General features: G+C 45.1%; 14 protein-coding genes and 1 riboswitch. Of the genes, 8 read left to right on the top strand and 6 right to left on the bottom strand.

What is annotated here, in order from left to right; genetic code table 11:
- Window positions 1–15: 15 nt before the first annotated feature.
- From LZZ85_RS26995 to LZZ85_RS27020, 6 genes are all read left to right on the top strand, one after another.
- Window positions 16–1299 carry an MFS transporter gene (locus tag LZZ85_RS26995; RefSeq protein ID WP_237876990.1) on the top strand — a complete coding sequence of 428 codons (1284 nt, stop codon included), beginning with the start codon at window positions 16–18 and terminating at the stop codon, window positions 1297–1299.
- Between the two features lie 38 nt (window positions 1300–1337).
- Entirely contained in the window at window positions 1338–2555 is a 1218-nt protein-coding gene (locus LZZ85_RS27000) for an alginate lyase family protein (RefSeq protein ID WP_237876992.1), read from the top strand.
- 29 nt (window positions 2556–2584) lie between these two features.
- Entirely contained in the window at window positions 2585–5788 is a 3204-nt protein-coding gene (locus LZZ85_RS27005) for a SusC/RagA family TonB-linked outer membrane protein (RefSeq protein WP_237876994.1), read from the top strand.
- Window positions 5789–5807: 19 nt separating this feature from the next.
- Window positions 5808–7352 (top strand): RagB/SusD family nutrient uptake outer membrane protein, encoded by a 1545-nt coding sequence (locus LZZ85_RS27010; RefSeq protein WP_237876996.1) that lies wholly within the window; start codon window positions 5808–5810, stop codon window positions 7350–7352.
- Between the two features lie 91 nt (window positions 7353–7443).
- Window positions 7444–8334, top strand: coding sequence for an alpha/beta hydrolase (locus LZZ85_RS27015; RefSeq protein WP_237876998.1), 891 nt, complete (start codon window positions 7444–7446; stop codon window positions 8332–8334).
- A gap of 149 nt (window positions 8335–8483) precedes the next feature.
- Window positions 8484–10424, top strand: a complete 1941-nt coding sequence (locus LZZ85_RS27020) for an LTA synthase family protein (protein WP_237877000.1) — start codon at window positions 8484–8486, stop codon at window positions 10422–10424.
- Between the two features lie 149 nt (window positions 10425–10573).
- Here the strand turns inward: LZZ85_RS27020 and LZZ85_RS27025 are convergent, their stop codons facing one another.
- The 3 genes from LZZ85_RS27025 to LZZ85_RS27035 all read right to left on the bottom strand — a co-directional run bounded on the left by LZZ85_RS27025 (window position 10574) and on the right by LZZ85_RS27035 (window position 14325).
- Entirely contained in the window at window positions 10574–11830 is a 1257-nt protein-coding gene (locus LZZ85_RS27025) for a homoserine dehydrogenase (protein WP_237877002.1), read from the bottom strand.
- Window positions 11831–11833: 3 nt separating this feature from the next.
- A complete protein-coding gene (locus tag LZZ85_RS27030) occupies window positions 11834–12895 on the bottom strand; it encodes a homoserine O-acetyltransferase family protein (RefSeq protein WP_237877004.1) in 1062 nt (353 codons plus the stop codon).
- 104 nt (window positions 12896–12999) lie between these two features.
- Window positions 13000–14325, bottom strand: coding sequence for an O-acetylhomoserine aminocarboxypropyltransferase/cysteine synthase family protein (locus tag LZZ85_RS27035; protein ID WP_237877007.1), 1326 nt, complete (start codon window positions 14323–14325; stop codon window positions 13000–13002).
- A 465-nt stretch (window positions 14326–14790) separates the two neighbouring features.
- Window positions 14791–14905: riboswitch (SAM riboswitch) on the bottom strand.
- Between the two features lie 316 nt (window positions 14906–15221).
- Between LZZ85_RS27035 and LZZ85_RS27040 the strand changes: the two genes are divergently transcribed.
- Window positions 15222–16232: a PDDEXK nuclease domain-containing protein gene (locus LZZ85_RS27040; RefSeq protein WP_237877009.1), complete on the top strand. Its 1011-nt coding sequence runs from the start codon at window positions 15222–15224 to the stop codon at window positions 16230–16232.
- A 93-nt stretch (window positions 16233–16325) separates the two neighbouring features.
- Here the strand turns inward: LZZ85_RS27040 and LZZ85_RS27045 are convergent, their stop codons facing one another.
- Window positions 16326–17039, bottom strand: a complete 714-nt coding sequence (locus tag LZZ85_RS27045; RefSeq protein WP_237877011.1) for a hypothetical protein — start codon at window positions 17037–17039, stop codon at window positions 16326–16328.
- Between the two features lie 317 nt (window positions 17040–17356).
- On the opposite strand from LZZ85_RS27045, the gene uvrA reads away from it, so the two are divergent.
- Window positions 17357–20233: an excinuclease ABC subunit UvrA gene (gene uvrA, locus LZZ85_RS27050; protein WP_237877013.1), complete on the top strand. Its 2877-nt coding sequence runs from the start codon at window positions 17357–17359 to the stop codon at window positions 20231–20233.
- A 70-nt stretch (window positions 20234–20303) separates the two neighbouring features.
- Here uvrA and LZZ85_RS27055 read toward each other — a convergent pair whose 3' ends face one another.
- Complete coding sequence (locus LZZ85_RS27055) at window positions 20304–20720, bottom strand: hypothetical protein (protein ID WP_237877015.1); 417 nt, start codon at window positions 20718–20720, stop codon at window positions 20304–20306.
- Window positions 20721–21283: 563 nt separating this feature from the next.
- Window positions 21284–21685, bottom strand: a complete 402-nt coding sequence (locus LZZ85_RS27060) for a hypothetical protein (RefSeq protein WP_237877017.1) — start codon at window positions 21683–21685, stop codon at window positions 21284–21286.
- Between the last annotated feature and the right edge of the window lie 4 nt (window positions 21686–21689).

Below are 21689 nucleotides of genomic sequence, written 5' to 3' on the forward strand. Positions count from 1 at the left end.
ACGGTTGCCAGGCGTATGAAAGTAAGAAATCTGAGGTGGTTGATCATCGGATTGATTGGTCTCGCTACGGTCATTAATTATATTGACCGCAGCGCGATCAATATTCTATGGCCGTACATCTATAAAGAGTTTGGGATTGCGGATGCGGATAGTAAGAACGCATTGGCTATCATTACTACTTTCTTTATGATCGCCTACGCGGCTGGTCAAACCGCAACAGGCAAGATGATGGATGCGATCGGAACCCGCCTCGGCATGGTTGTGTCGATCATCGGATGGAGTATTTCTATTGCATTGCATTCAGTGGCCAGATCGCTCGCCTCTTTCAATATCTTCCGCGCGATGCTGGGATTCAGCGAAGCGGGAAACTGGCCGGGAGCTACGAAAAGCAATGCAGAATGGTTCCCGCCAAAGGAAAGGGCCATCGCGCAGGGGATCTTCGGCGCTTCTGCATCTGCAGGATCGGTTGTCGCAGCGCCTGTGATTGCCTCCATCGCATTGGCATTTGGGTGGCGCGCAACATTTGTGGGAATTGCATTGCTCGGGGTGCTCTGGATCATCCCCTGGCTGATCGTTAATAAGAACACTCCTGATAAACATCCCTGGATCACGAAAGACGAGCAGGATCATATTAAAGGTGAAGAGTGGACACTTTTGTCCAGGGGAAACAATTCAAAAGCGTATTCATGGAAAGAATTGCTCCGCTTCAGGAATACCTGGGGAGTGATCAGCTCCCGTTTCTTCATCGATCCGGTTTGGTGGATGTTCGTGACCTGGCTGCCAACTTTCTTAAAAGAGCAGTTTGCATTCGATCTTAAACAGATCGGTGCTTTCGCATGGGTGCCGTATTTGTTTGCAGCCATCGGCGGTCTTTTGGGCGGCTTTTATTCCTCGGCCCTGGTGAAGAAAGGCGTTGACGCAACAGCTGCAAGAAAGAAAGCGATTACCATCGGATGCGTGATCATGCTGGTGGCGCTGGCAGCCATTGCATTTTATCTGGATCAGTTGAAAGATAATGCCAATGTTGCCATTGCATTGATCAGCGCCACATTATTCGGGTTTCAGTTCCTCATCAATAACCTCCAGACCCTGCCCTCGGATTATTTCCATGGGAAGAACGTGGGCACTGTGGCGGGGATGGGAGGAACCTCAGCAGTTGTTGGAACGATCGTGATCACGCTGCTCGTTCCGGCGCTGACCAGGACGAATTATACTTCATTTTTCGTGCTGGGTGCGTTACTTGTTCCGGTTGCCTGGGCCTGTATCATTTTCATTTCATCAAAAAAGACCAGCATGTAATTCACGAAGTATTTCTAACCATTGCTAATGCCTGCTATATGATAAATAAACTATTTCTGACAACACTGCTTGCGCTTATGGCTGTTTGTGCCGGCGCGGCAGACGCTGCTACCGATCCTCCGGCTGAACAGCCCCAGGTATTCGTGTTGAATTTAAAACGTCTTGCGGCCAGCAAGGCTGCCGTAAATGCCAAACAGGAACCAGCACTTGCCGCGTTCAATCAGTTGATCAGGGATGCTGATAAAGCCTTGAAGTTTGGTCCGGTGAGCGTGATGGAGAAAAAGAATCAGCCACCCAGTGGTGATAAGCATGACTATATGAGCCTTGCTCCTTATCACTGGCCCGATCCTTCCAAACCGGATGGGCTTCCCTATATCAGAAAGGACGGACAAACTAACCCTGAAGTAAAAGAATATAAAGATAAAGAGTATCTGCCCGGGCTTTGCGAATCTGTTTACACTTTAGGCCTTGCCTACTATTTCTCGGGAGAGAAACTGTATGCAGATCATGCGGCAAAATTACTTCGGGTCTGGTTTCTTGATACGGCAACCAGGATGAATCCGCACCTGAATTATGGACAGGCTATTAAGGGTGTGAATACCGGTCGCGGGTCAGGCCTTATTGATACCCGCCATTTCATTAAGCTCATTGATGGTATAGGTTTGCTGAATGGATCCTCTTCCTGGAAACAAGCAGATCTAGATGGAATGAAGGAATGGTTTACCTCTTTTCTTCAATGGATGCAGACAAGCAAGGTGGGTATGAATGAATTGAATGCACCGAATAATCACGGCGCTTGGTATGACGCTCAGCGTTTATCAATTGCCATGTTTGTCGACAGTACTGCTCTTGCGAAACGTATCGTTCAAAATGCGCAAGCCCGTCTTGATAAACAAATGGATGATGCGGGAAAGTTTCCGCTCGAATTGGAAAGAACCATTTCTCTTCACTATACAGCCTTTGTGCTGGAGGCTTTTTTCAATATTGCCAGAGTAGCAGATAAGCTTGGTATGAATATGTGGAGTTTTGAAAGTCCATCGGGCAAATCGCTCAAAAAGGCATTTGAAGCAACGCAACCATATATTTCCGGCGCTAAAAAGTGGGACGGTCAGCAGATCAAACCTTATGAATTCGATGAGTCTTATTTTCTGCTGATGGAAGGGGCAGAACATTTCAACTGCCGTAATTGCCGGCAGGATGTCAAAAACCTTGCAGGGAACGATGCTCCACGTTTACGAATTAACCTCTTGTACTGATAACGATTGTAAAAATTTAAACTGCTATTATGAAATCTCTATGCCTGCTGTTCGTCTCGCTATGGCTTGGAAGCCTTGCGTATGGACAAAATAAAACCATCACGGGCAAGGTAACCAATAAAGAAAATGGCGCACCATTGTCTGGAGTGAACATTCTTTCCGATAAGCAAAAAGGCGGTGTTACTACAAATGAAGAAGGAGGTTTCACGATCTCCGTTCCGGCCGCTTCGTCTACGCTTGTATTTTCTTATGTCGGGTTTACTTCACAAACTATCCTGATAGATGGAAAGACCACGATCGACGTAGTAATGGTCGCGAATGCCACCGACATGAATGAGGTGGTGGTGATCGGTTATGGGACGACTAAAAAATCCCATCTGACCGGCGCCGTCTCAAAATTCAAGAATGAAAATTTGGAAGAAACACCAGCTTCCCGTCTCGACCAGGCATTGCAGGGGAAGATTGCCGGTGTGCAGATCCAGAATATCAGCTCTGAAGCAGGGTCTGATCCAAAAGTTCAGGTGCGTGGATTGAGTTCTATCAATGCAGGCTCAAGCCCGCTGGTTGTAGTAGATGGCCACCCTGTTCCTGATGGCCTTTCCTTTGTAAATATGGCAGATGTGGAATCGGTGGAAGTATTGAAGGATGCTGCATCTGCAGCTATTTACGGGTCACGTGGGGCAAGCGGTGTGATCATCATTACTACGAAAAGTGGTAAAGCGGATCGTCCTAAATATGGGGTTAAATTTTCGACAGGGATAAAAACGCAATACGAGTTGTATCCCATGATGACGACCACTGAATATACAAAACTACTTTTCGATGAAGCCGCATTGAAAGCAACCGATCCAGGCGTTCCGCCGCTGACACCAACGCAGATCATTGCGAATAATGAACGGGCTGCATACATTGTGGAACAACAGATCCGGGGTGGCGTTGGGACCGACTGGCAGCGTGAAGCATTGCGTGATGCAAACGTGAAAAACCTGCAAGTGAATGTATCCGGTGGTTCAAAAACATTGAAATATTTTCTGTCCGGTGGCTTTCAGGATGATCCGGGTATGATGTATCATAGCGAATACAAACGTTATAACCTTCGCGCAAAACTGGATGCAAATCTTAGTAAACGCGTCAAGCTTTCTTTTAATATTAATCCTTCTTACATAAAAAGAGAAAGACCTTCGGTTAACTTTATAGACTTTGTAAGGTTCCAGTCATTCCTCCCGGTGTATCATGATGAGACCACCGCCGCGTTCGTGAACCAGGCTACTGCATGGGCAGGTATCCGTCCCGGCGATTTTGCGCAGGCCCGTCACTTTAACGCACGGGTGTACAGTGGCCTGATGCCGGATGGAACGATGTGGAATAATACAGCGGCACTTGATCCATTCAATACGGCCAATAATACACCGAAATCTGTAATGGAAACAAGGTCGATCACCTCCAATGACTATCGCGTCCTGAGCTCTGGTGATCTTTCGATCAACATTCTGCCCGGTCTTGATTTCAAGACCATGGGAAGTGTATATCTCAGCTACACCAACGCACTGGATTTTGCGAAGAGAAGCTCGAACCGTGATGGTGATGTTAACAAGGGCATTTATAACAACAGAACGTTTGTGGATCTTCTTTCTGAGAATACCCTGAATTATGTAAAGGAATTTGGTGATCACAGTATCAATCTTCTTGCAGGCTTTACTGCCCAGAAGACCATGATCAGGGATGAACAGATCACTGGTTTGGATTACCCAAGTGATGATATTACTACATTGAACACTGCATTACAGATCGATCAGTCCAAAGAAGCGACATATAACAACAAGAATGAGATCGGTCTTCTTTCCTGGCTTGGCCGCGCGATGTACAGCTATAAAAGCAAATATCTTGCATCTGTCAGTTATCGTTGGGATGGCAGTTCTTATTTCGCACCGGGAAAGAAATGGGGCTCATTCCCGGCCGTTTCGTTGGGCTGGGTAATATCTGAAGAGAAATTCCTGCAAAAAGCAGATTGGATCAGCAATCTTAAAATACGCGCGAGTTACGGTGTGACGGGCAACAACCGCGTTGGATCATCTTACTTCCCTTATCTCGATCTTCTGTACTCTGCAAACTACCCTTTTGGTTCAGGTACGGGCACGCCAAACACCGGACTTCTTCCTTCCAGCACTGTACTGGCTAATCCGGATATTACCTGGGAGAGAACATTCCAGTACAACGGCGGAATTGATCTCTCCGTGATGAATAACAGACTGAGTTTTTCAATAGATGTGTATCAGTCGCGGACGGACAAGTTATTGCTGTTGCAGTCAGCCATGGGCTTTATCGGTGTACCGCAAACATGGAATAATATCGGAAGCCTCCGCAACAGGGGTATTGAATTTGAGATTACATCCAACAACATCCGCACGCGTGATTTCAAATGGACAACGACCGCAAACATAGCGCACAACAGGAACAAGATCGTGGAATTGGGTGATGAGGCGTATTTGCTGAACCAGGGAGAGCGTACGGAGATCTATATGAATCGCGTGGGTAATCCGCTGATCCAGTTCTATGGGTATAAAACAGATGGTGTATGGTTGTCTCAGGCACAGATAGACGATGCAAGAGCGAAAGGTCTCAAAAGCTCGCTCAGCAATGTTTTTGTCCCCGGCGGATTGAAGCTTGTTGATACAGATGGTGACGGAGATATCGATGCGGATGACCGGATCGTAATGGGCAGCCCTTATCCATCATTTACCTGGGGTTTGAACAACACGCTCAGCTACAGATCTTTTGATCTTGGGTTTATGTTCCAGGGTGTGCAGGGTGCGAAGCTGATCAATGGCGATCCTAACTATAACGAAACAAAACGATATAACAGGAATTATAATGAGAACCGATGGTTAAGCCCTATGTTCCCGGGTGATGGTAAAACACCTTATTCAACAGTCGGTTTCAACTGGATGCTCACTGATTATGTGGTTGAAGATGCTTCCTATTACGCATTGCGTGAAGTGATACTCGGTTATACACTTCCTGCGAAAGTGGCGAAACTGGCGCATATCAGTTCTGCCCGTGTATATTTTTCTGCGCAGAATTTGTTTTTCCATTCTGCTTCAGGATACAGGGGAATTAACCCTGAGGCAAGATTTACATCCGGACCTTATGCAACACCTTTGGTGGATGGCTATCAGCGTGGCAGCTTCCCGATGCCCAAGACTTACATGTTTGGAATTGACATAAACTTCTAACCCTTTCAACCATTAATTTATGAAACGAATAATAAACTTTATTTTGATTGGAAGCATGGGTTTGTTCAGTTGCAAAAAAGTAATTGACGTCATTCCTCAATCTAATCCGAATACAACAACATACTATTCCAATCCGGCAGAAGTGCGTGCTGCATTGAATGGTGTTTACAACGGAATGCAAAAACCATTGTTCTATGAGTGGCAGGTAAGTGAACTCCGGACGGATAACTCAAAACAGGGACAACCGGGAAGTACAGCTTCCACTAACAGGGATCTGAGTGACCTGGATATGTTTACGCCGAATACGGCCCACCAGGGCGTTTATAACTATTGGTTGAATACCTATAATAATATCAGGAATGCAAATATCGTACTCGACAAACTGGGCGTGATATATGACCCTGCTGCGGGTACGATCAGTTTCGCTGATATAGCGATTGCAATCAGTGATGCAGATAGGAGACAACTCGCAGGTGAAGCCCTTTTTATCCGCGGCTATCACTATTTTAATCTCGTGCGTTTGTTTGGTGGCGTTTTCCTGGTACACAAACCGTTAGTGCCAAACGATGGGAAGACAATGAACAGGGTTGCAGCTGCCGATATTTATAAGATGATCGAAGCTGATCTTTCGACGGCGGCTTCTTCCATGAGCGCGGCGAAGTTCGCACAGATCCCTGCAGCAACCCTCGGCCGTGCCAATAGCTGGGCTGCGAAAGGACTACTCGCCAAAGTTTATCTTACAGAAAATAAAAAAACGGAGGCGATCACATTGCTGCAGGATGTGATCACAAACAGCGGCTATTCACTCCGCCCGATCTATGCAGATATATTTGCGATTGATAAAGAAATGAATTCGGAGATCCTCTTCGCTGTACGCTATAAAGCCGGTGGGCTGGGACTGGGATCGCCATTTGCAAATACATTTGCCCCTTTGGGAACTGGTTCCCAGGTGATCAATGGCGACGGTGATGGTTTGAATTATCCAACGGCTGAACTGGATACCGCTACCAATGGCGATACACGTAAGGCTACCATACTTTCTGTATTCGGAACAGGAACGGCTGCCAAATTTTATGTAAGAAAGTTCTTTTCACAGGTTATCCTGGTAGATGATGCGGAAAATGATTTCCCTGTTTTGCGGTATGCGGATATTGTGCTCATGCTTGCAGAAGCTCAAGGTTATACCCCCGCAAGTATAGATCTTATAAACAGCGTGCGCCCCCGTGCAGGATTACCTTTATACAATGCAACAACGATCAACTCTGTAGCGGCATTTGAAAAAGCGCTGTCAAAAGAAAGAAGAATTGAATTTGCATTCGAAAACCAGCGTTTCTTTGATCTGTTGCGCTTCAATAAGACAATGACGACGATAACAATTGAGCAGACAATGAAAGATCATTTCACCAATGAATATTTCACGCATTATCGTCTCTATGTGGCACCGGCCCCGACCTTACAGGAGTTATACGATGCAACTACGCCGGACCGGATGCTATTACCTATACCGCAACGTGAAATAGACACTAATACACAATTAACGATTCCTCAAAATCCTGGTTATTAAGCTAAGAGGCGAAAAGGGAAAGAGAATGATCTGAAAATGTTTTTCTGTATTTCACATTTTACCTGTTCGCCTCTTTTTAACTCTTAAATGAATGAAAAAGATATTTTTCCATACACTGATGATCCTGGCGGGAATACCATCCTTTGCGCAGAATGCTGATACGACTTACAAGCCCGTTGAATTTCCCGACGGATATACTTCTAAAATCGATGTAGTATATACCAGGGTTGGGGATTGGCAGGGGCGTATTGATCTTTATCTGCCTCCGGTCAAGAATGGCCCGTCGCCGGTGGTGATCAATATTCACGGAGGTGGCTGGAACAAGGGCGTGAAAGAATCGCAAACCGGGTTCAATACTTTTTTCCGGATGGGTTTTGCCGTTGCAAATATGGAGTACCGGCTGACTGGGCGGGCTACTGCGCCGGCAGCGGTGGAAGATACGAGGTGTGCACTACTGTATCTTATTAAAAATGCAAAGGAGCTTAATATAGATGTTAACAGGGTCGTAGTGATGGGTGGGAGTGCCGGAGGGCATCTGGCCCTGATGGCAGGATTGCTGGGAAACGATCATCGCTTCGATGTAAACTGCGCCGGCATTGAGAATGTGAAAGTGGCTGCGATCATCGATAAATATGGCATTACTGATGTGTGGGATTGGGGGTACGGGAAAAATGTGACCAGTAAATCTGCTGCGGCATGGCTCGGTAGTAAAGCAACTGATCGGGAGTTTGCGATGTCAGTTTCACCGATCAATTATGTAACAAAGAAAAGTCCGCCCACATTCATTGTCCATGGGGATGCTGATCCCACCGTCCCGTATCAACAATCGGTGGATCTGCACAAGAAGTTTGTGGAAGCAGGAGTAAAAACGGAGTTTATCACCATTAAGGGCGGCCTGCACGGAAAATTCACCAAAGAGCAGAATAGTGAGCTGAATCAGTCGATCGCCGCTTTTCTGAAAAGTGTCGGTATTGTGAATTAGAGACTTCGTATCGGCAACCTGCATGACCATAATGGCAGGATTCTCCCGGATTCATTATTTTTGCCCGTTAAGAACTGCTTAATTGCTTGCAGGCCGTCTGTAACTTTGAAGGACCTGGGTAGACGGCCGGGCACAAAATCAATGAACGAATGAGAAGAACTTCGGTGTTGAACTGGTCATTTACGGCCAATGTCTATATAACTCTTTTATACCGGTTGGCGATTGTTATCCTGATCTTTTCCATCAGCCGGTTTCTTTTCTATTTGTTAAATACCGGTTACTTCCCCGGAGTAGACGCCGCTGCCTGGGCCAGCATTCTCCGGGGGGGCTTGCGATTTGATATCGCTGCTTTGTTCTATACAAATGGCCTCTTCATTCTGTTGTATGCTATTCCACTTCCCGTACGTTATCATCCCGTATATCAAAAGATCGCGAAGATTGTTTTCATTATCACAAATTCCATATCATTCCTGGTCAACAGCATCGATTTTATCTACTTCAGGTTTACACTCAGACGTTCGACGCTGGATGTACTTCGTGAGTTCTCCAATGAAAAGGGGAAGGGAAATTTTATATTGACATTTATCCTCGATTACTGGTATGTGGTATTGATCTATGCAGCGCTGATCGCATTGATGGTGTGGCTGTACAACAGGGCGAAGATCAGGAAGCCGGCTGTGATCAGGCCCTGGATCTACTATCCTGCAGGATTGGTCATAATGGCGGTGTTCATTGCCTTGGCGATAGGCGGTATCCGGGGAGATTTCAAATACAGCACCCGGCCCATCACGATGAGCAATGCGGGAGAGTATGTCGATAACCCCGGAGAGATCCCGCTGGTATTAAATACGCCATTCTGTATCATCCGGACTGCCGGTAAACGGTTTTACCGGGAGGAAAAGTTTTTCACCGCCGAAGAGGCAGAAGGGATCTATTCACCTGTCCAGGAACTGCAGTCGGATAAACCCTTCAAGCCGGATAATGTCGTTGTGATCATTCTTGAAAGCTTCGGCAAGGAAGGTATCGGTTTTTACAACCATGATCTTAAAAACGGAACGTACAAGGGCTTTACACCATTTCTTGATTCGCTGTTTTCTCAAAGCCGGATCTGCTGGAACTCTTTTGCAAACGGGCGAAAGTCAATTGATGCGATGCCTTCCGTCCTGGCAGGTATTCCTGCCGGCGAGATCCCTTTCGTTTTGACACCGTATGCATCCAATAAGATGAAGAGTCTTCCATCTATCCTTCGTGACAGCGGGTATCACACCTCTTTTTTCCATGGAGCGCCCAATGGCTCTATGGGCTTCAAAGCGTTTGCAAACCTGGTGGATATTGAACGTTATTATGGAAAGGACGAGTATAACAATAATGCGGATTATGATGGACTGTGGGGGATCTGGGACGAACCATTCTTCCAGTTTTTTGCCAGGAATCTTGATACGATCCGACAGCCGTTCTTCTCTGCGATATTTTCAGTGTCATCACATCATCCTTTCAAAGTGCCGAAGCAATATGAAGGAGTGTTTCCGAAGGGCGATCTGCCGCTTCACGAATGTATGGGGTATACTGATATGGCACTGAGAAAGTTCTTTGCCACAGCATCAACGATGAAATGGTTTAAGAACACCCTGTTTGTGATCACCGCCGACCATGCGACAGTTTCCGAATTCCCGGAATACCAGACCGCCTGGGGTAATCTCTCTATTCCCATCGCGTTCTATCATCCTGGGGATAGTTCGATTGTGAAGCTGGATAGCAGCGTTGTTCAACAGATCGATATCATGCCAAGCGTACTCTCTTATCTGAATTATAAAGGGAAGATCGTTTCGTTTGGAGAAAGCATTTTTGATCCGCATAAGAAGGACTTCGCCGCGAGTTATCTTGGAGGGTTTCAATGGATACAGGAGAAATATTTATTACAATTTGATGGGCTGAAAGCGTCCGGGCTTTTCGATTATCAGCATGACAGGTTGATGAAAACGGATCTGAAAGATCAGTTGCCTGCGGTGAGAGATAGCCTGGAGCTGAGGATGAAGGCTTTTATACAGCAGTATCATAACAGGCTGATACAAGATAGGATGCTGCCCTGATTACCGGGTGCTCATTGCAAATGACCCGCGCGTAATAGGAGAATAGCGCAGAAGGCGTAAAGAAACCACAATGAACGCTAAGATGAACTTAGCAGTCCCTGCGATCTCGTTACGCCCTCTGGGTTACTTCGCTATAACACTGGCCTTAATTAAATGATCCCAGCCAGTTCCAGGCTCTTTTTCTTTAACTTCCTGATCTCAACATCTTCAATCACAGGGTCTGCTGTAAGGATCAGTGAGGTGTTATTGTCTTTCCACCAGGTATTGTTCTTCAATTCTTCAAAGGCGATCACGCCAACCAGGTACTTTCTGTCTTCACGAGCATGCCATTCTTCGATCCATTCAAACTTCTCGCGAGGAATGAATTGCCAGTCATCAAAACTTACATACACACGCAGGAAAACATCATTACTGATCTCATGCGGTTTGTGGTGATACAATTTCTTATACTCATACTTATACTGATAACGCAATGCTGAAATATCACTCAACACTGCAGACGCGGTCGGAAAGCTTCCTGCGCCTTTTCCATAGAAGAATTGCTTATCGGCAAAACCGCTTTCGATCACTACTCCATTGTATTCGTTCTTAACGAAGGACAGAGGATCATCCTGTGTCACAAATTGTGGCAGTACATATGCTGCTACACGGCCATCATGCAATTTCTTCGCCTGTGCGACGAGCCGGATCTGCTGGTTTTTCTCTTTCGCAACAGTAGCATCTGTACCGCGGATATTCTGGATCCCGTTGAACAGGATATTTTCCGGAGCTTCTGTGATGCCGTAAGCATGTGTAAGCAGGAATGTCCATTTATTCACCGCATCAAAGCCTTCCACGTCGAGCTTTGGATTACTTTCAGCAAAGCCCAGTTGTTGTGCCAGTATCAGGGCCTGTTTAAAATCAAGACCATCTTCAAACATTTTTGTGAGGATGAAGTTGGTAGATCCATTCACGATCGCTTTGATAGAGTGTAACAGGTCATTGTCATAATATTCTTCCAGGTTCCGGATCACGGGAATGGAAGCGCAGGCTGCTGATTCATATAGTAATGACTGACCCGTTTTTTCCTGCAGAGCCAGCAATGCGTGCAGATTTTCTGCGATCATTTTCTTGCTGGCGCTTACCACGTCTTTATTATTGTTCAGGGCGGTAGAGACGATCTCGAACGCTGCTACTGCATCATCAATTACTTCTACTATCACGTTGATCTCCGGATCATTCAGCAAAACGTCTTTATCTGTAGTGAATAGTTCTGCGGGAGCATTTCTTTTCTTCTCCGGATTTTTAATGCACACTTTTTTCAGGCTCGCTTTCAGTGAAGGTGTTTGTTGTAATACTTTGTACAAACCCTCGCCTACTACGCCAAATCCAAAAAGACCGATCGTTAACTGTTTATGTGTTTCCATTTTTTATTGATTCACTATTTTTAAATGAGAAGATGTATTGTTTGATTGAATGAACTGTCGCAGTGCCGTTTCGATTTTCTCATATTCGAGCAGAAATCCGTCGTGACCGAAATCGCTGGAGATCTCCAGCAATTGCGCACCCGGAATCGTATCGTGCAGGTAGTACTGTTCTTGTATCGGGTATAAAACATCGGAACGGATCCCGATAACCAGTGTAGCTGCTTTGATGCGTTTCAAAGCTTCTTCAATATTTACTCTCGACCGGCCGACATCATGGCTATCCATTGTTTGTGTTAAGCGATAATAGCAAACAACATTAAAACGGTTAACAAGTTTTAATCCCTGGTAACGCTGATAATTGTCAGAGGCATAAGTCACTTCAGCTCCAAGTGACACAAACGCTTTATCTCTTGGCTGCGTGATATCATAACCGTTATAGTGTCTGTACGAAAGCAGCGCAATAGAACGGGCGGCCGCCAATCCTTTCTGCCCGGCGTCAGGGCGTTTTTCGAGCCAGGTGCTATCCGCTTCAATTGCCATCCGCTGTGATGCATTGAATGCAACTCCCCATGGGGAAAGGGTCGCATTTGTTGCGATCGGCACAATATGTTCAAACAATTCAGGTTCTTCGATTGCCCATTCCAGTAACTGCATACCACCTGTGCTGCCACCTAATCCAACCAATACCTTTTTGATCCCAAGCTCTTTCTTGAGATGCTGGTAAGTTTTTACGATATCACGCACCGTAAATACAGGGAAATCATGATAATAAGGTTGATTGGTTTGGGGATTATTGCTCAAAGGGGATATGCTGCCGTAAGGGCTACCGGGTTTGTTTACGCAAATAATAAAGTGCTTCGAAGGATCGAAAAATTTTCCGTCCCCCACAAGGCCCGGCCACCATTCAGCAGGATTACTGTTGGCTGTAAGCGCATGAAAGATCCAGATCACATTATCCCTGGCGGCATTCAATTTTCCATGCGTTGTATAAGCCAGGTGGAAGCCAGGCAGAATAGCGCCTGACTCCAACTGGAAAGGATGATCGTATTTAAAAACTGTGACCATGAGTTTAAGTAAAAAGTAAAAATTAGAAAGTAAAAAATGCAGTCTTATGAATCAGATGATTCTTCCGTATGCCCATTTTTTAATTTTTACTTTTAAATTTTTAATTAATTGGCAAGTGCCTTTGCAAAGACTTTTTCAAACGCCTGCTCAAAATCCGCTTTGATATCTTCTATATGTTCAATGCCGACGCTGATGCGAACGAGATTTGGCAATACACCGGATGCCTTTCTTTCATCATCACTTAATTGCTCATGCGTTGTTGATGCAGGATGTATAGCCAGTGTTTTTGCGTCACCTACATTCGCAAGATGACTTACGAGTTTAAGGGAGTTGATAAACTGGCGGCCATGTTCAACACCTCCTTTGATCCCGAATTGCAGGATACCTCCGAAACCATTTGTCAGGTATTTCTTGGCGAGTTCATGATAGGGGCTGCTTTCGAGGCCAGGGTACCATACAAACTCAACGCGCTCATCCTGCTCAAGCCATTTTGCGAGTGCCAGGGCATTCTGTACATGACGCTCTACGCGAAGGCTTAACGTTTCCAGGCCCTGAATATTGAGGAAGGAGTTGAACGGGCTCTGAGAAGGCCCAAAGTCGCGCAAACCCTCTACACGTGCCCGGATCGCAAAGGCGATATTGGGTAAGCCAAGTGGATTCCCTTCACCGAATACATCCCAGAATTTCAAGCCATGATAGCCTTCAGATGGCTCGGTAAACTGTGGGAATTTTCCATTTGCCCAGTTATAGTTTCCGCCATCGATGATCACACCCCCGATAGATGTGCCGTGTCCGCCGATCCACTTTGTTGTTGAATTTACCACCACGTTTGCTCCCCATTCAAGAGGTCGGAACAGATATCCTCCGGCGCCGAATGTATTATCAACGATCAATGGCAGGTCATATTCTTTAGCCAGCGCTGCAAACTTTTCGAAGTCCGGAATATTGAGACGCGGATTGCCGATCGTTTCCAGGTAAATGGCTTTGGTGTTTTTATCGATATGTTTTACAAAACTTTCAACGTTATCGCCATCAGCAAAGCGCACGTCTACACCCAGACGTTTGAATGCTACTTTGAATTGATTGTACGTGCCACCATAGAGATAAGAGGTACTTACGAAATTGTCGCCCGCTTGCAGGATATTATTCAACGCAAGAAATTGGGCTGCCTGTCCGGAAGAGGTTGCTAATGCGGCAACACCACCTTCCAGTGCAGCGATCCGCTGTTCAAACACATCAGTTGTCGGATTCATGATGCGCGTATAGATGTTGCCGAACTGACGCAGCCCAAACAGATTGGCGGCATGATCAGCGTCGTCAAACGCATACGAAGTTGTTTGATAAATGGGAACGGCCCTTGACTTGGTTGTAGGGTCGATTTGTTGTCCTGCATGTAATTGCAGCGTCTCAAAATGAAGCTTCTTACTCATGATAAAGGTTTTGTTGATGAATGAAGGGGAACAGCGATTGCAAACGGAGTAGTAATACGCCCAAAGGGGGATATGGTAAAATGATGCCTTACGGCATACAGCAAATGCAACAGATACCTGTGGTATAAAGAGGAGAGTTGGTATGGAGTACTGTTGTCATGTATGTTCGAGTGCTCTACAAATTTAGTGGACTTCATTTTCATCTGCCAAAATTTTCTTTGTTAAAATTCTTTGGCTTTATTAACAGTCAGGGTTGGGACGGTGTCCTTGCATATCCGGAATGCAGATACGCAAATACGGTTACCGATCAGCCTTCATTGTTAATAAAGACGACGTTGAGAACTTACCAGAGAGGTTTCGGCATTACCGGGGGATTTTCTTGGAGCATGTGCAACAAAAAAGCTCACCCGATAAATCAGATGAGCTTTTTAATATCTTAATACGTGTATTTCGAAGCTGGGGTCTGACTTATCTGTCCTGGATTGTCCAGGATGGAATTGGCACCTTGCCTTTCCGCGGAACGGAAAAACAGGTTGTCAAGGCTTCATAGGGCCATACCCTCAGCCTTTCTTGATAAGCATGTCCCGGTTTAAGGCCGGGGATGTTTTAAAGAACTGCTGCAAAGATAGTGTCCCGGACGGGAGATTTCCAATTTTTCAGGCTTACTATTTTTTGAGAGTTCGCCAATTCCTTAAATATCAGTTATGTTGTACAATATGCTTGGCGATGGTGGTTACCGGTTTTCAACACATAAAACTGATGAATTCCTCTTCCAAAGGATAAAAAATAAGGGCCGGAACTGAGGGAAAAACATGGACTGTAAAAGGCCCTGATGGTAATGTAATTGGCAATTTTATGGCGGGTCAAATACATTAAACCATTTTAAAACAGTCGCTATGTCAACTCAATTGGAACCGTCATTTATTGAAGAAATTAAAAGTCTTATTCTCCAAAGCCGTGAGAATGCTGTACGCACGGTAGATCATCTCAGAGTGATCCTTTACTGGAATATTGGTAAGAGAATTTTCGAAGAAGAGCAGGGAGGGAAAGATCGCGCAGATTATGGAAACTATATAATCAAATCTCTTGCAGTTACGCTGCAGCCCGAGTTTGGAACTGGATTCTCCATCCGTCAACTGGAAAGATACCGTCAGTTTTATCGGGCTTTTCCAATTGCGTCCGCACTGCGGACGCAATTCAGCTGGACCCATTATAAACTGCTATTATCGCTTGACAGTCAAGATAAAATATATTATTACCAACGGGAAGCGGCGCGAAATAACTGGACTGCCAGGCAATTGGAAAGACAGATTAACAGTCATTTATATGAACGACTGTTAGCAAGCAGCGACAAACAAAGCGTACTTGCAGCAGCAAGCCAGGAAAACGTCAATCTTACACCTTCCGATATCATTAAAGATCCGATGGTATTAGAATTTTTGGGACTAAAACAAGACGCTAATTATTACGAAAAAGACCTGGAATCGGGATTGATCACCCATCTTCAGGAGTTTCTGCTTGAACTTGGAAATGGATTTTCGTTTGTGGCGAGGCAAAAACGTATTCACCTTGACGGAGATGACTTCTTTATTGACCTTGTTTTCTACAATCGTTTACTCCAGTGTTTTGTACTTATTGAACTACTTCGAAGCAAAGTAACTCACCAGGATTTGGGACAGCTTCAAATGTATGTCAACTATTATGACCGGTTTGAAAAGCAGTCTTTTGAGAATCCTACTGTTGGAATACTATTGTGTGCAAGTAAGAACGAGGCTATGGTTAAGGTCACGTTGCCGGAGAACTCATCCATTATAGCAAGTAAATACAAACTATACATGCCATCGGAAACGCAATTACTGGAGCAGTTGAGGTCCGGGCTGGACGCGGCTAATAAGGAGGAGAATTAAATTTATAAGATCATATTTACTCAAAATAAAAGCGGGCCGTTTTACAACAGCCCGCTTTTTATGGGTACAAAATGAGTACGTTGATCTGATATCTTAGTGCTGCTCAGTAGTAGTTGTTGTTGAAGTCGCTGCAGTCTGATCAATTATCTTAGATCCGGAATATCTTACAGGTACAATTTTGGCAACTTTTGGAGTCGCTTTTTTAGCCGCTGTTTTTTTCTTCGCCACTTTCGCTTTTGCTGCTTCTTCCTGAGCTACTGCATCAGCTTCTTGCTGCGCGGCAGTTGCGTCAAATGCTACAGAAGGATTTTCTGTGTTGTAAGTGCAACCTATGCATACGTTCAATGTATTTGCATCTCTATCGAAAACCAATACACCTTCAGCTATGCTTTTAGCGTCTTTAGCTTCTGGATCATCACCAAGTTTCTGCGCAGGAATTTTATATACTGCTGGTGATTTTCTCAGGTTTGCTTTAATACGTCCCTGAGGAAGACCTTCAATCCAAACAGTTCCTTTGTTAGAAGGATCCATTGACACGCTTACTGTAGATGCGTTGCCGTCTTTATCGGTGATATTATACTGACCGAGTACAGGGAAGATCTTTTCCTGAGTCAGTGCCTCTGGCATTGGCTGAAGTTTATACGTGTCAGCACTCCAGTTATTGTATTTGTCTTTGCTTACAGTTTCTGTTGATGTTGTTGTAACTGTTTGTTGTTGTGCAACAGTATCTGTAGTGGTAGTTTGTGCGTTTACGGAAGCAGTCAGCAGAGTAAATGCTGCACCTGCTAGCATTGCGGTTTTTTTCATAAAGTGTCTATTTTAAAAGTTTGTTTGCTTGTTTCACGCCATTACTTTAAAATTTGTGCCAGAAACTGCTTTTCGGGTGAAATGATTCCGAATTTTTTCTAAATTGAATATAATTAATTGATAAACAGTACTTTATAAAACGCCTTTTTCAGAGTCCCTTCTCAGTGATCAATAAGATTTCCTTCGGATCGTCTTGAATTCACGGAATGAGCGGCCGGAACTGCAGCTGGTATACTATACCTAAAACTTACTGACGGTTTGTTTGTTTTATCTTCGTTCCCTTCCACATAAAAACAATTTTTAAACTAGTTTATTGCATGGCGAAGCAGATCGAAGGAGAAGATCAGATTGAGGTTTTTGGAGCGCGGGTGCATAACCTGAAGAATATAGATATTTCCATTCCCAAAAATCAACTCGTAGTTATTACAGGTATCAGCGGCAGTGGTAAATCATCGCTTGCATTTGATACTATTTATTCCGAAGGACAGCGGCGCTATATGGAGACATTCGGTGCCTATGCCCGTCAGTTCATCGGAGATATGGAGCGGCCTGATGTTGATAAGATCACCGGCCTCTCTCCGGTTATTTCCATTGAGCAAAAAACAACCAATAAAAATCCCCGTTCAACTGTTGGAACTATTACAGAAGTGTATGACTTCTTTCGTTTGCTATTTGCGAGGGTGGGCAAAGCTTATTCCTACAACACTGGCAAGGAGATGGTGAAATGGAGCGAAGAGGAGATCGTTGACAACATCTATCGTCGTTTCGAAGATCGCAATATCAGTTTGCTTGCACCACTTGTTCGTGGACGGAAAGGACATTACCGTGAGCTCTTCGAAGACATCCGTAAGAAAGGATTTTTAAAAGTACGCGTGGATGGTGAGGTGCTTGACCTTGTTCCAAAAATGCAGGTAGATCGTTATAAGATCCACGATATCGAGCTGGTGGTTGATCGCATGCAGGTCACAGACGAGTTCCGTGCACGCCTTAGTCAAAGCGTGCAGCAAACATTGCGTTTGGGAAAAGATCTGATGTTCCTTCTTGTCGCCTCAGGGAAACCTGCTGACGCAAAAAAGAAAACAAAAACGGCAGAAGCTTCTGATCTGCTCGTTCAATATTCAAAGATGCTGATGTGTGAAGACACTGGCATCAGTTACGAAGAGCCTTCTCCCAATGCATTCTCCTTTAACTCGCCTTATGGGGCCTGCCCTGTTTGCCGTGGTCTGGGAACAACTTTTCATGTAAACCTTGAAGCGGTTGTTCCCGATAAAGAGATCAGCATCAGCGATGGCGGTATTGCTCCGCTGGGTGAAGAACGTGAAGCGCATGTCTTTCGGCAGGCGCAGGAGGTTGCGAAGAAAAATAAGATCTCGCTTACAAAGCCGATCAAAGATATTCCTGCGAAATCTCTCAACCTGCTGCTGTACGGAAATGAGGAAGGTGTGGAGGAAGAGATCGATTATGATAACATGAACTTTGACCCTCAAGGACCTTATGAAGGAATAGTGAACATGCTGAAACGCTGGTTCAATAACGGGCACAGCGAAGGCTTGCGTGAGTGGGCTGAAGGGTATATGCAGCTGCAGCCATGTGACAGTTGTGGAGGAGCGCGGTTAAAAAAAGAAAGTCTCTGGTTCAAAGTTGATGACCGGAATATTTCCGAGCTGAGTGAAATGAACCTCGATAATCTTGCGGCGTGGCTGGATGGTATAGAATTGAGGATCGATAATAAACAGAAAGCCATCGCAAAGGATGTACTGAAAGAAATACGCGAACGGCTGAAATTCCTGCTGGACGTTGGTTTGACATATCTGACATTGAACCGCTCTTCTAAAACGCTGAGCGGCGGTGAATCGCAGCGGATCAGGCTCGCAACACAGATCGGATCACAACTACAGGGGATCACGTATATCCTGGATGAGCCATCGATCGGATTGCATCAGCGGGATAACCATCGTTTGATAGAAGCATTAAAAAATCTCCGCGATATCGGTAACAGTGTTCTTGTCGTTGAACATGATAAAGACATTATGCTCGCGGCCGATCACCTTATAGATATCGGACCTAAAGCAGGCTACCACGGGGGTAAGATAGTTGCCCAGGGAAAGCCTAAAGACCTGCTGAAACTGGATACACTAACTTCCGGATACCTCAATGGAAAAAATAGTATTCCCGTCCCGGAAGTGAGACGAAAGGGTAGCGGTAAATTTCTTGAACTGAAAGGTGCGAAAGGAAATAATCTTCGCGGTGTTGATGTAAAATTTCCTTTGGGTAAATTCATCGTTGTTACAGGGGTTAGTGGCAGCGGTAAGTCGACACTGATCAATGAAACTCTGTACCCGATCTTATCACATCATGCGTATGGTTCAAAAATGTCTCCCCTTGAATATAAATCATTGAAAGGGCTGGAGCATATTGATAAGGTGATCGAGATCGACCAGTCTCCGATCGGCCGTACGCCCAGAAGTAACCCTGCAACCTATTGTGGATTCTTTACAGAGATAAGAACGCTGTTTGCTTCCGTGCCCGAAGCGAAGATCCGTGGATATAATGCGGGACGTTTTTCATTCAACGTGAAGAGCGGTCGCTGCGAAGTGTGTGAGGGTGGTGGCATGCGGGTGATCGAAATGAATTTCCTTCCTGATGTGTATGTGCATTGCGAGAAGTGCAATGGCAAGCGTTATAACCGTGAGACGTTAGAGATCAGGTACAAGGGTAAGTCGATCGCAGACGTGCTTGAAATGACTGTAGAAGAAGCGGTAGAGTTCTTCCAGCCGGTTCCATTCATCTATCGGAAGATCAAAGTACTGGAAGAAGTGGGTTTGGGATATATCACGCTTGGTCAATCGGCCGTAACCTTAAGCGGCGGAGAAGCGCAGCGTGTCAAGCTATCTACGGAATTAGGAAAACGTGATACCGGTAAAACATTTTATATCCTGGATGAACCGACAACAGGTCTTCATTTCGAAGATATCCGTCATCTGCTCGATGTATTGAATAAACTCGTGGAGAGAGGTAATACGGTGCTCGTCATCGAGCATAATATGGACGTGATCAAAGTGGCCGATCATCTGATCGACCTCGGCCCTGAAGGTGGAGATGGGGGAGGAAAGATCCTTTTTGAAGGAACGCCCGAGGAAATGATCAAAAACAAGGAAAGCTTCACTGCGAAGTTTCTGAAGATGGAGCTTTAAACAGTATCGAAAGAAATCAAAAGGCCGCAAAGAATTGCTCTTTGCGGCCTTTTTAATGCATTTAGCAGTGTTATGGTTTCTTTTTAATGTCAGGCAGGTTTATTTTACCGAGTACCCACACGAGCCCTAAAGCGCCTGCAATAAGGGTGAGATAAAGACCAAACCCTGCGCTGCCTATGCTCAGGCCCTCGGCTGTCATCCTTAAAAAGAAGATCAATGCGCCCAAAGCGATTGCGGCAAAAGATCCAAGCGCCACTTTCTTGAACGTCTCATCGAAAGGGAGTGTTTTATCACCAAGAAGACTTGCTGCTGCTACGCCGGCAACGCCGAAGAAAGACAGGATACCCCAGCTTCTGAATCCGTTTACGCTGATCCCCCCAAAGATCCCCATGCTCATAGAGAACCATGGCAGAAAAATGGCGATCAGCGCGACGCCTGCGATAATAAGGCAATAAAGTTTCTGTTTGTGAAAGTTCAGTTGGTCCATAACAAAACGGTTGATAGAGTTGAGCCTACTCATTTGGCTTTTCGGCATCCGCCCCCTGTTGGTTTGTATCCGCCATGCGGGAATTGGCATTCTAATATATGAAATAATTTTTACGCAATGTCCCCCCCTGTATGTGGTATTTAGGATCCGGTGGATGAATTGTTGATGTTACAGGATCGATGGTAGATGACCGATGTTTAATGGTCGGACGAGAGACATCTATTTGGGATCCGGGTGTAGCAGCCACGGTAGAGGCAGGGCAAAAAAAATCCAGTAAGAGGCAGAGGGTAATTAATAAAATTGTATACTATGAGAAATAGAGAATAGAGAGTACCAATAGAGAACGGATTAGGTTTATTCAACCGGGTATCAGATTTCATTAAGCCCTCTGCTGCTTACTGGAGCAACAGTATGGAATACTGTATGGAAAAGAACTTCTGTAACGGTCAGGCACTTCTGCAAAACCGCCCTTAATTATTTATTCGTAAACTTCTTGATCACTACTGAACGTTTAGCTTTCGCATTCGCGGCCATTCGCGGCCATTTGTGAACATTCGCGTCTGTTAGTGTATAGAGAAGTTACCTGTCGCCACTTCCTCATCACCGGAAAATACATGGTACACGTATTTCCCTTTCCGCAAACCGCGGATCTTTTTGTGATCACCATCTTTCATTTTGAAATGTTGGATCAGCGTGCTGTCCAGATCAAAAACAAAAAATTGAATTTCCTGCTCATTGTCTTTTGCAACAACATGCATGGTTTTGCTGATGACGCCAGGATATATTCTGACAGCATCATTGTTCCTGGAGGTGCTTGTTTTTATTTTAGCTTTCGCTGCAGGATTTCTATCATCCCCGGTCTCAGCTGCTTTTTTGGGATCACCTGCTGCTTGAGAGTGATAAGGGTTGATCACTGAAAGGCAGCACAAAGCTGTAAGAGAAATCAGGGTAGATTTTATCTTCATATAG

The organism is Terrimonas ginsenosidimutans (assembly GCF_022012415.1).
Taxonomy (GTDB): Bacteria; Bacteroidota; Bacteroidia; order Chitinophagales; family Chitinophagaceae; genus Terrimonas_A; species Terrimonas_A ginsenosidimutans.

Excerpts from the sequence above, each read along its gene's own strand:
- LZZ85_RS26995 (WP_237876990.1), top strand. The coding sequence starts at position 16 with ATGAAAGTAAGAAATCTGAGGTGGTTGATCATCGGATTGATTGGTCTC.
- LZZ85_RS27045 (WP_237877011.1), bottom strand. The coding sequence starts at position 17,039 with ATGAAAAAAACCGCAATGCTAGCAGGTGCAGCATTTACTCTGCTGACT.
- LZZ85_RS27060 (WP_237877017.1), bottom strand. The coding sequence starts at position 21,685 with ATGAAGATAAAATCTACCCTGATTTCTCTTACAGCTTTGTGCTGCCTT.
- LZZ85_RS27035 (WP_237877007.1), bottom strand. The coding sequence starts at position 14,325 with ATGAGTAAGAAGCTTCATTTTGAGACGCTGCAATTACATGCAGGACAA.
- LZZ85_RS27015 (WP_237876998.1), top strand. The coding sequence starts at position 7,444 with ATGAAAAAGATATTTTTCCATACACTGATGATCCTGGCGGGAATACCA.
- LZZ85_RS27040 (WP_237877009.1), top strand. The coding sequence starts at position 15,222 with ATGTCAACTCAATTGGAACCGTCATTTATTGAAGAAATTAAAAGTCTT.
- LZZ85_RS27055 (WP_237877015.1), bottom strand. The coding sequence starts at position 20,720 with ATGGACCAACTGAACTTTCACAAACAGAAACTTTATTGCCTTATTATC.
- LZZ85_RS27030 (WP_237877004.1), bottom strand. The coding sequence starts at position 12,895 with ATGGTCACAGTTTTTAAATACGATCATCCTTTCCAGTTGGAGTCAGGC.
- uvrA (WP_237877013.1), top strand. The coding sequence starts at position 17,357 with ATGGCGAAGCAGATCGAAGGAGAAGATCAGATTGAGGTTTTTGGAGCG.
- LZZ85_RS27020 (WP_237877000.1), top strand. The coding sequence starts at position 8,484 with ATGAGAAGAACTTCGGTGTTGAACTGGTCATTTACGGCCAATGTCTAT.
- LZZ85_RS27025 (WP_237877002.1), bottom strand. The coding sequence starts at position 11,830 with ATGGAAACACATAAACAGTTAACGATCGGTCTTTTTGGATTTGGCGTA.
- LZZ85_RS27010 (WP_237876996.1), top strand. The coding sequence starts at position 5,808 with ATGAAACGAATAATAAACTTTATTTTGATTGGAAGCATGGGTTTGTTC.
- LZZ85_RS27000 (WP_237876992.1), top strand. The coding sequence starts at position 1,338 with ATGATAAATAAACTATTTCTGACAACACTGCTTGCGCTTATGGCTGTT.
- LZZ85_RS27005 (WP_237876994.1), top strand. The coding sequence starts at position 2,585 with ATGAAATCTCTATGCCTGCTGTTCGTCTCGCTATGGCTTGGAAGCCTT.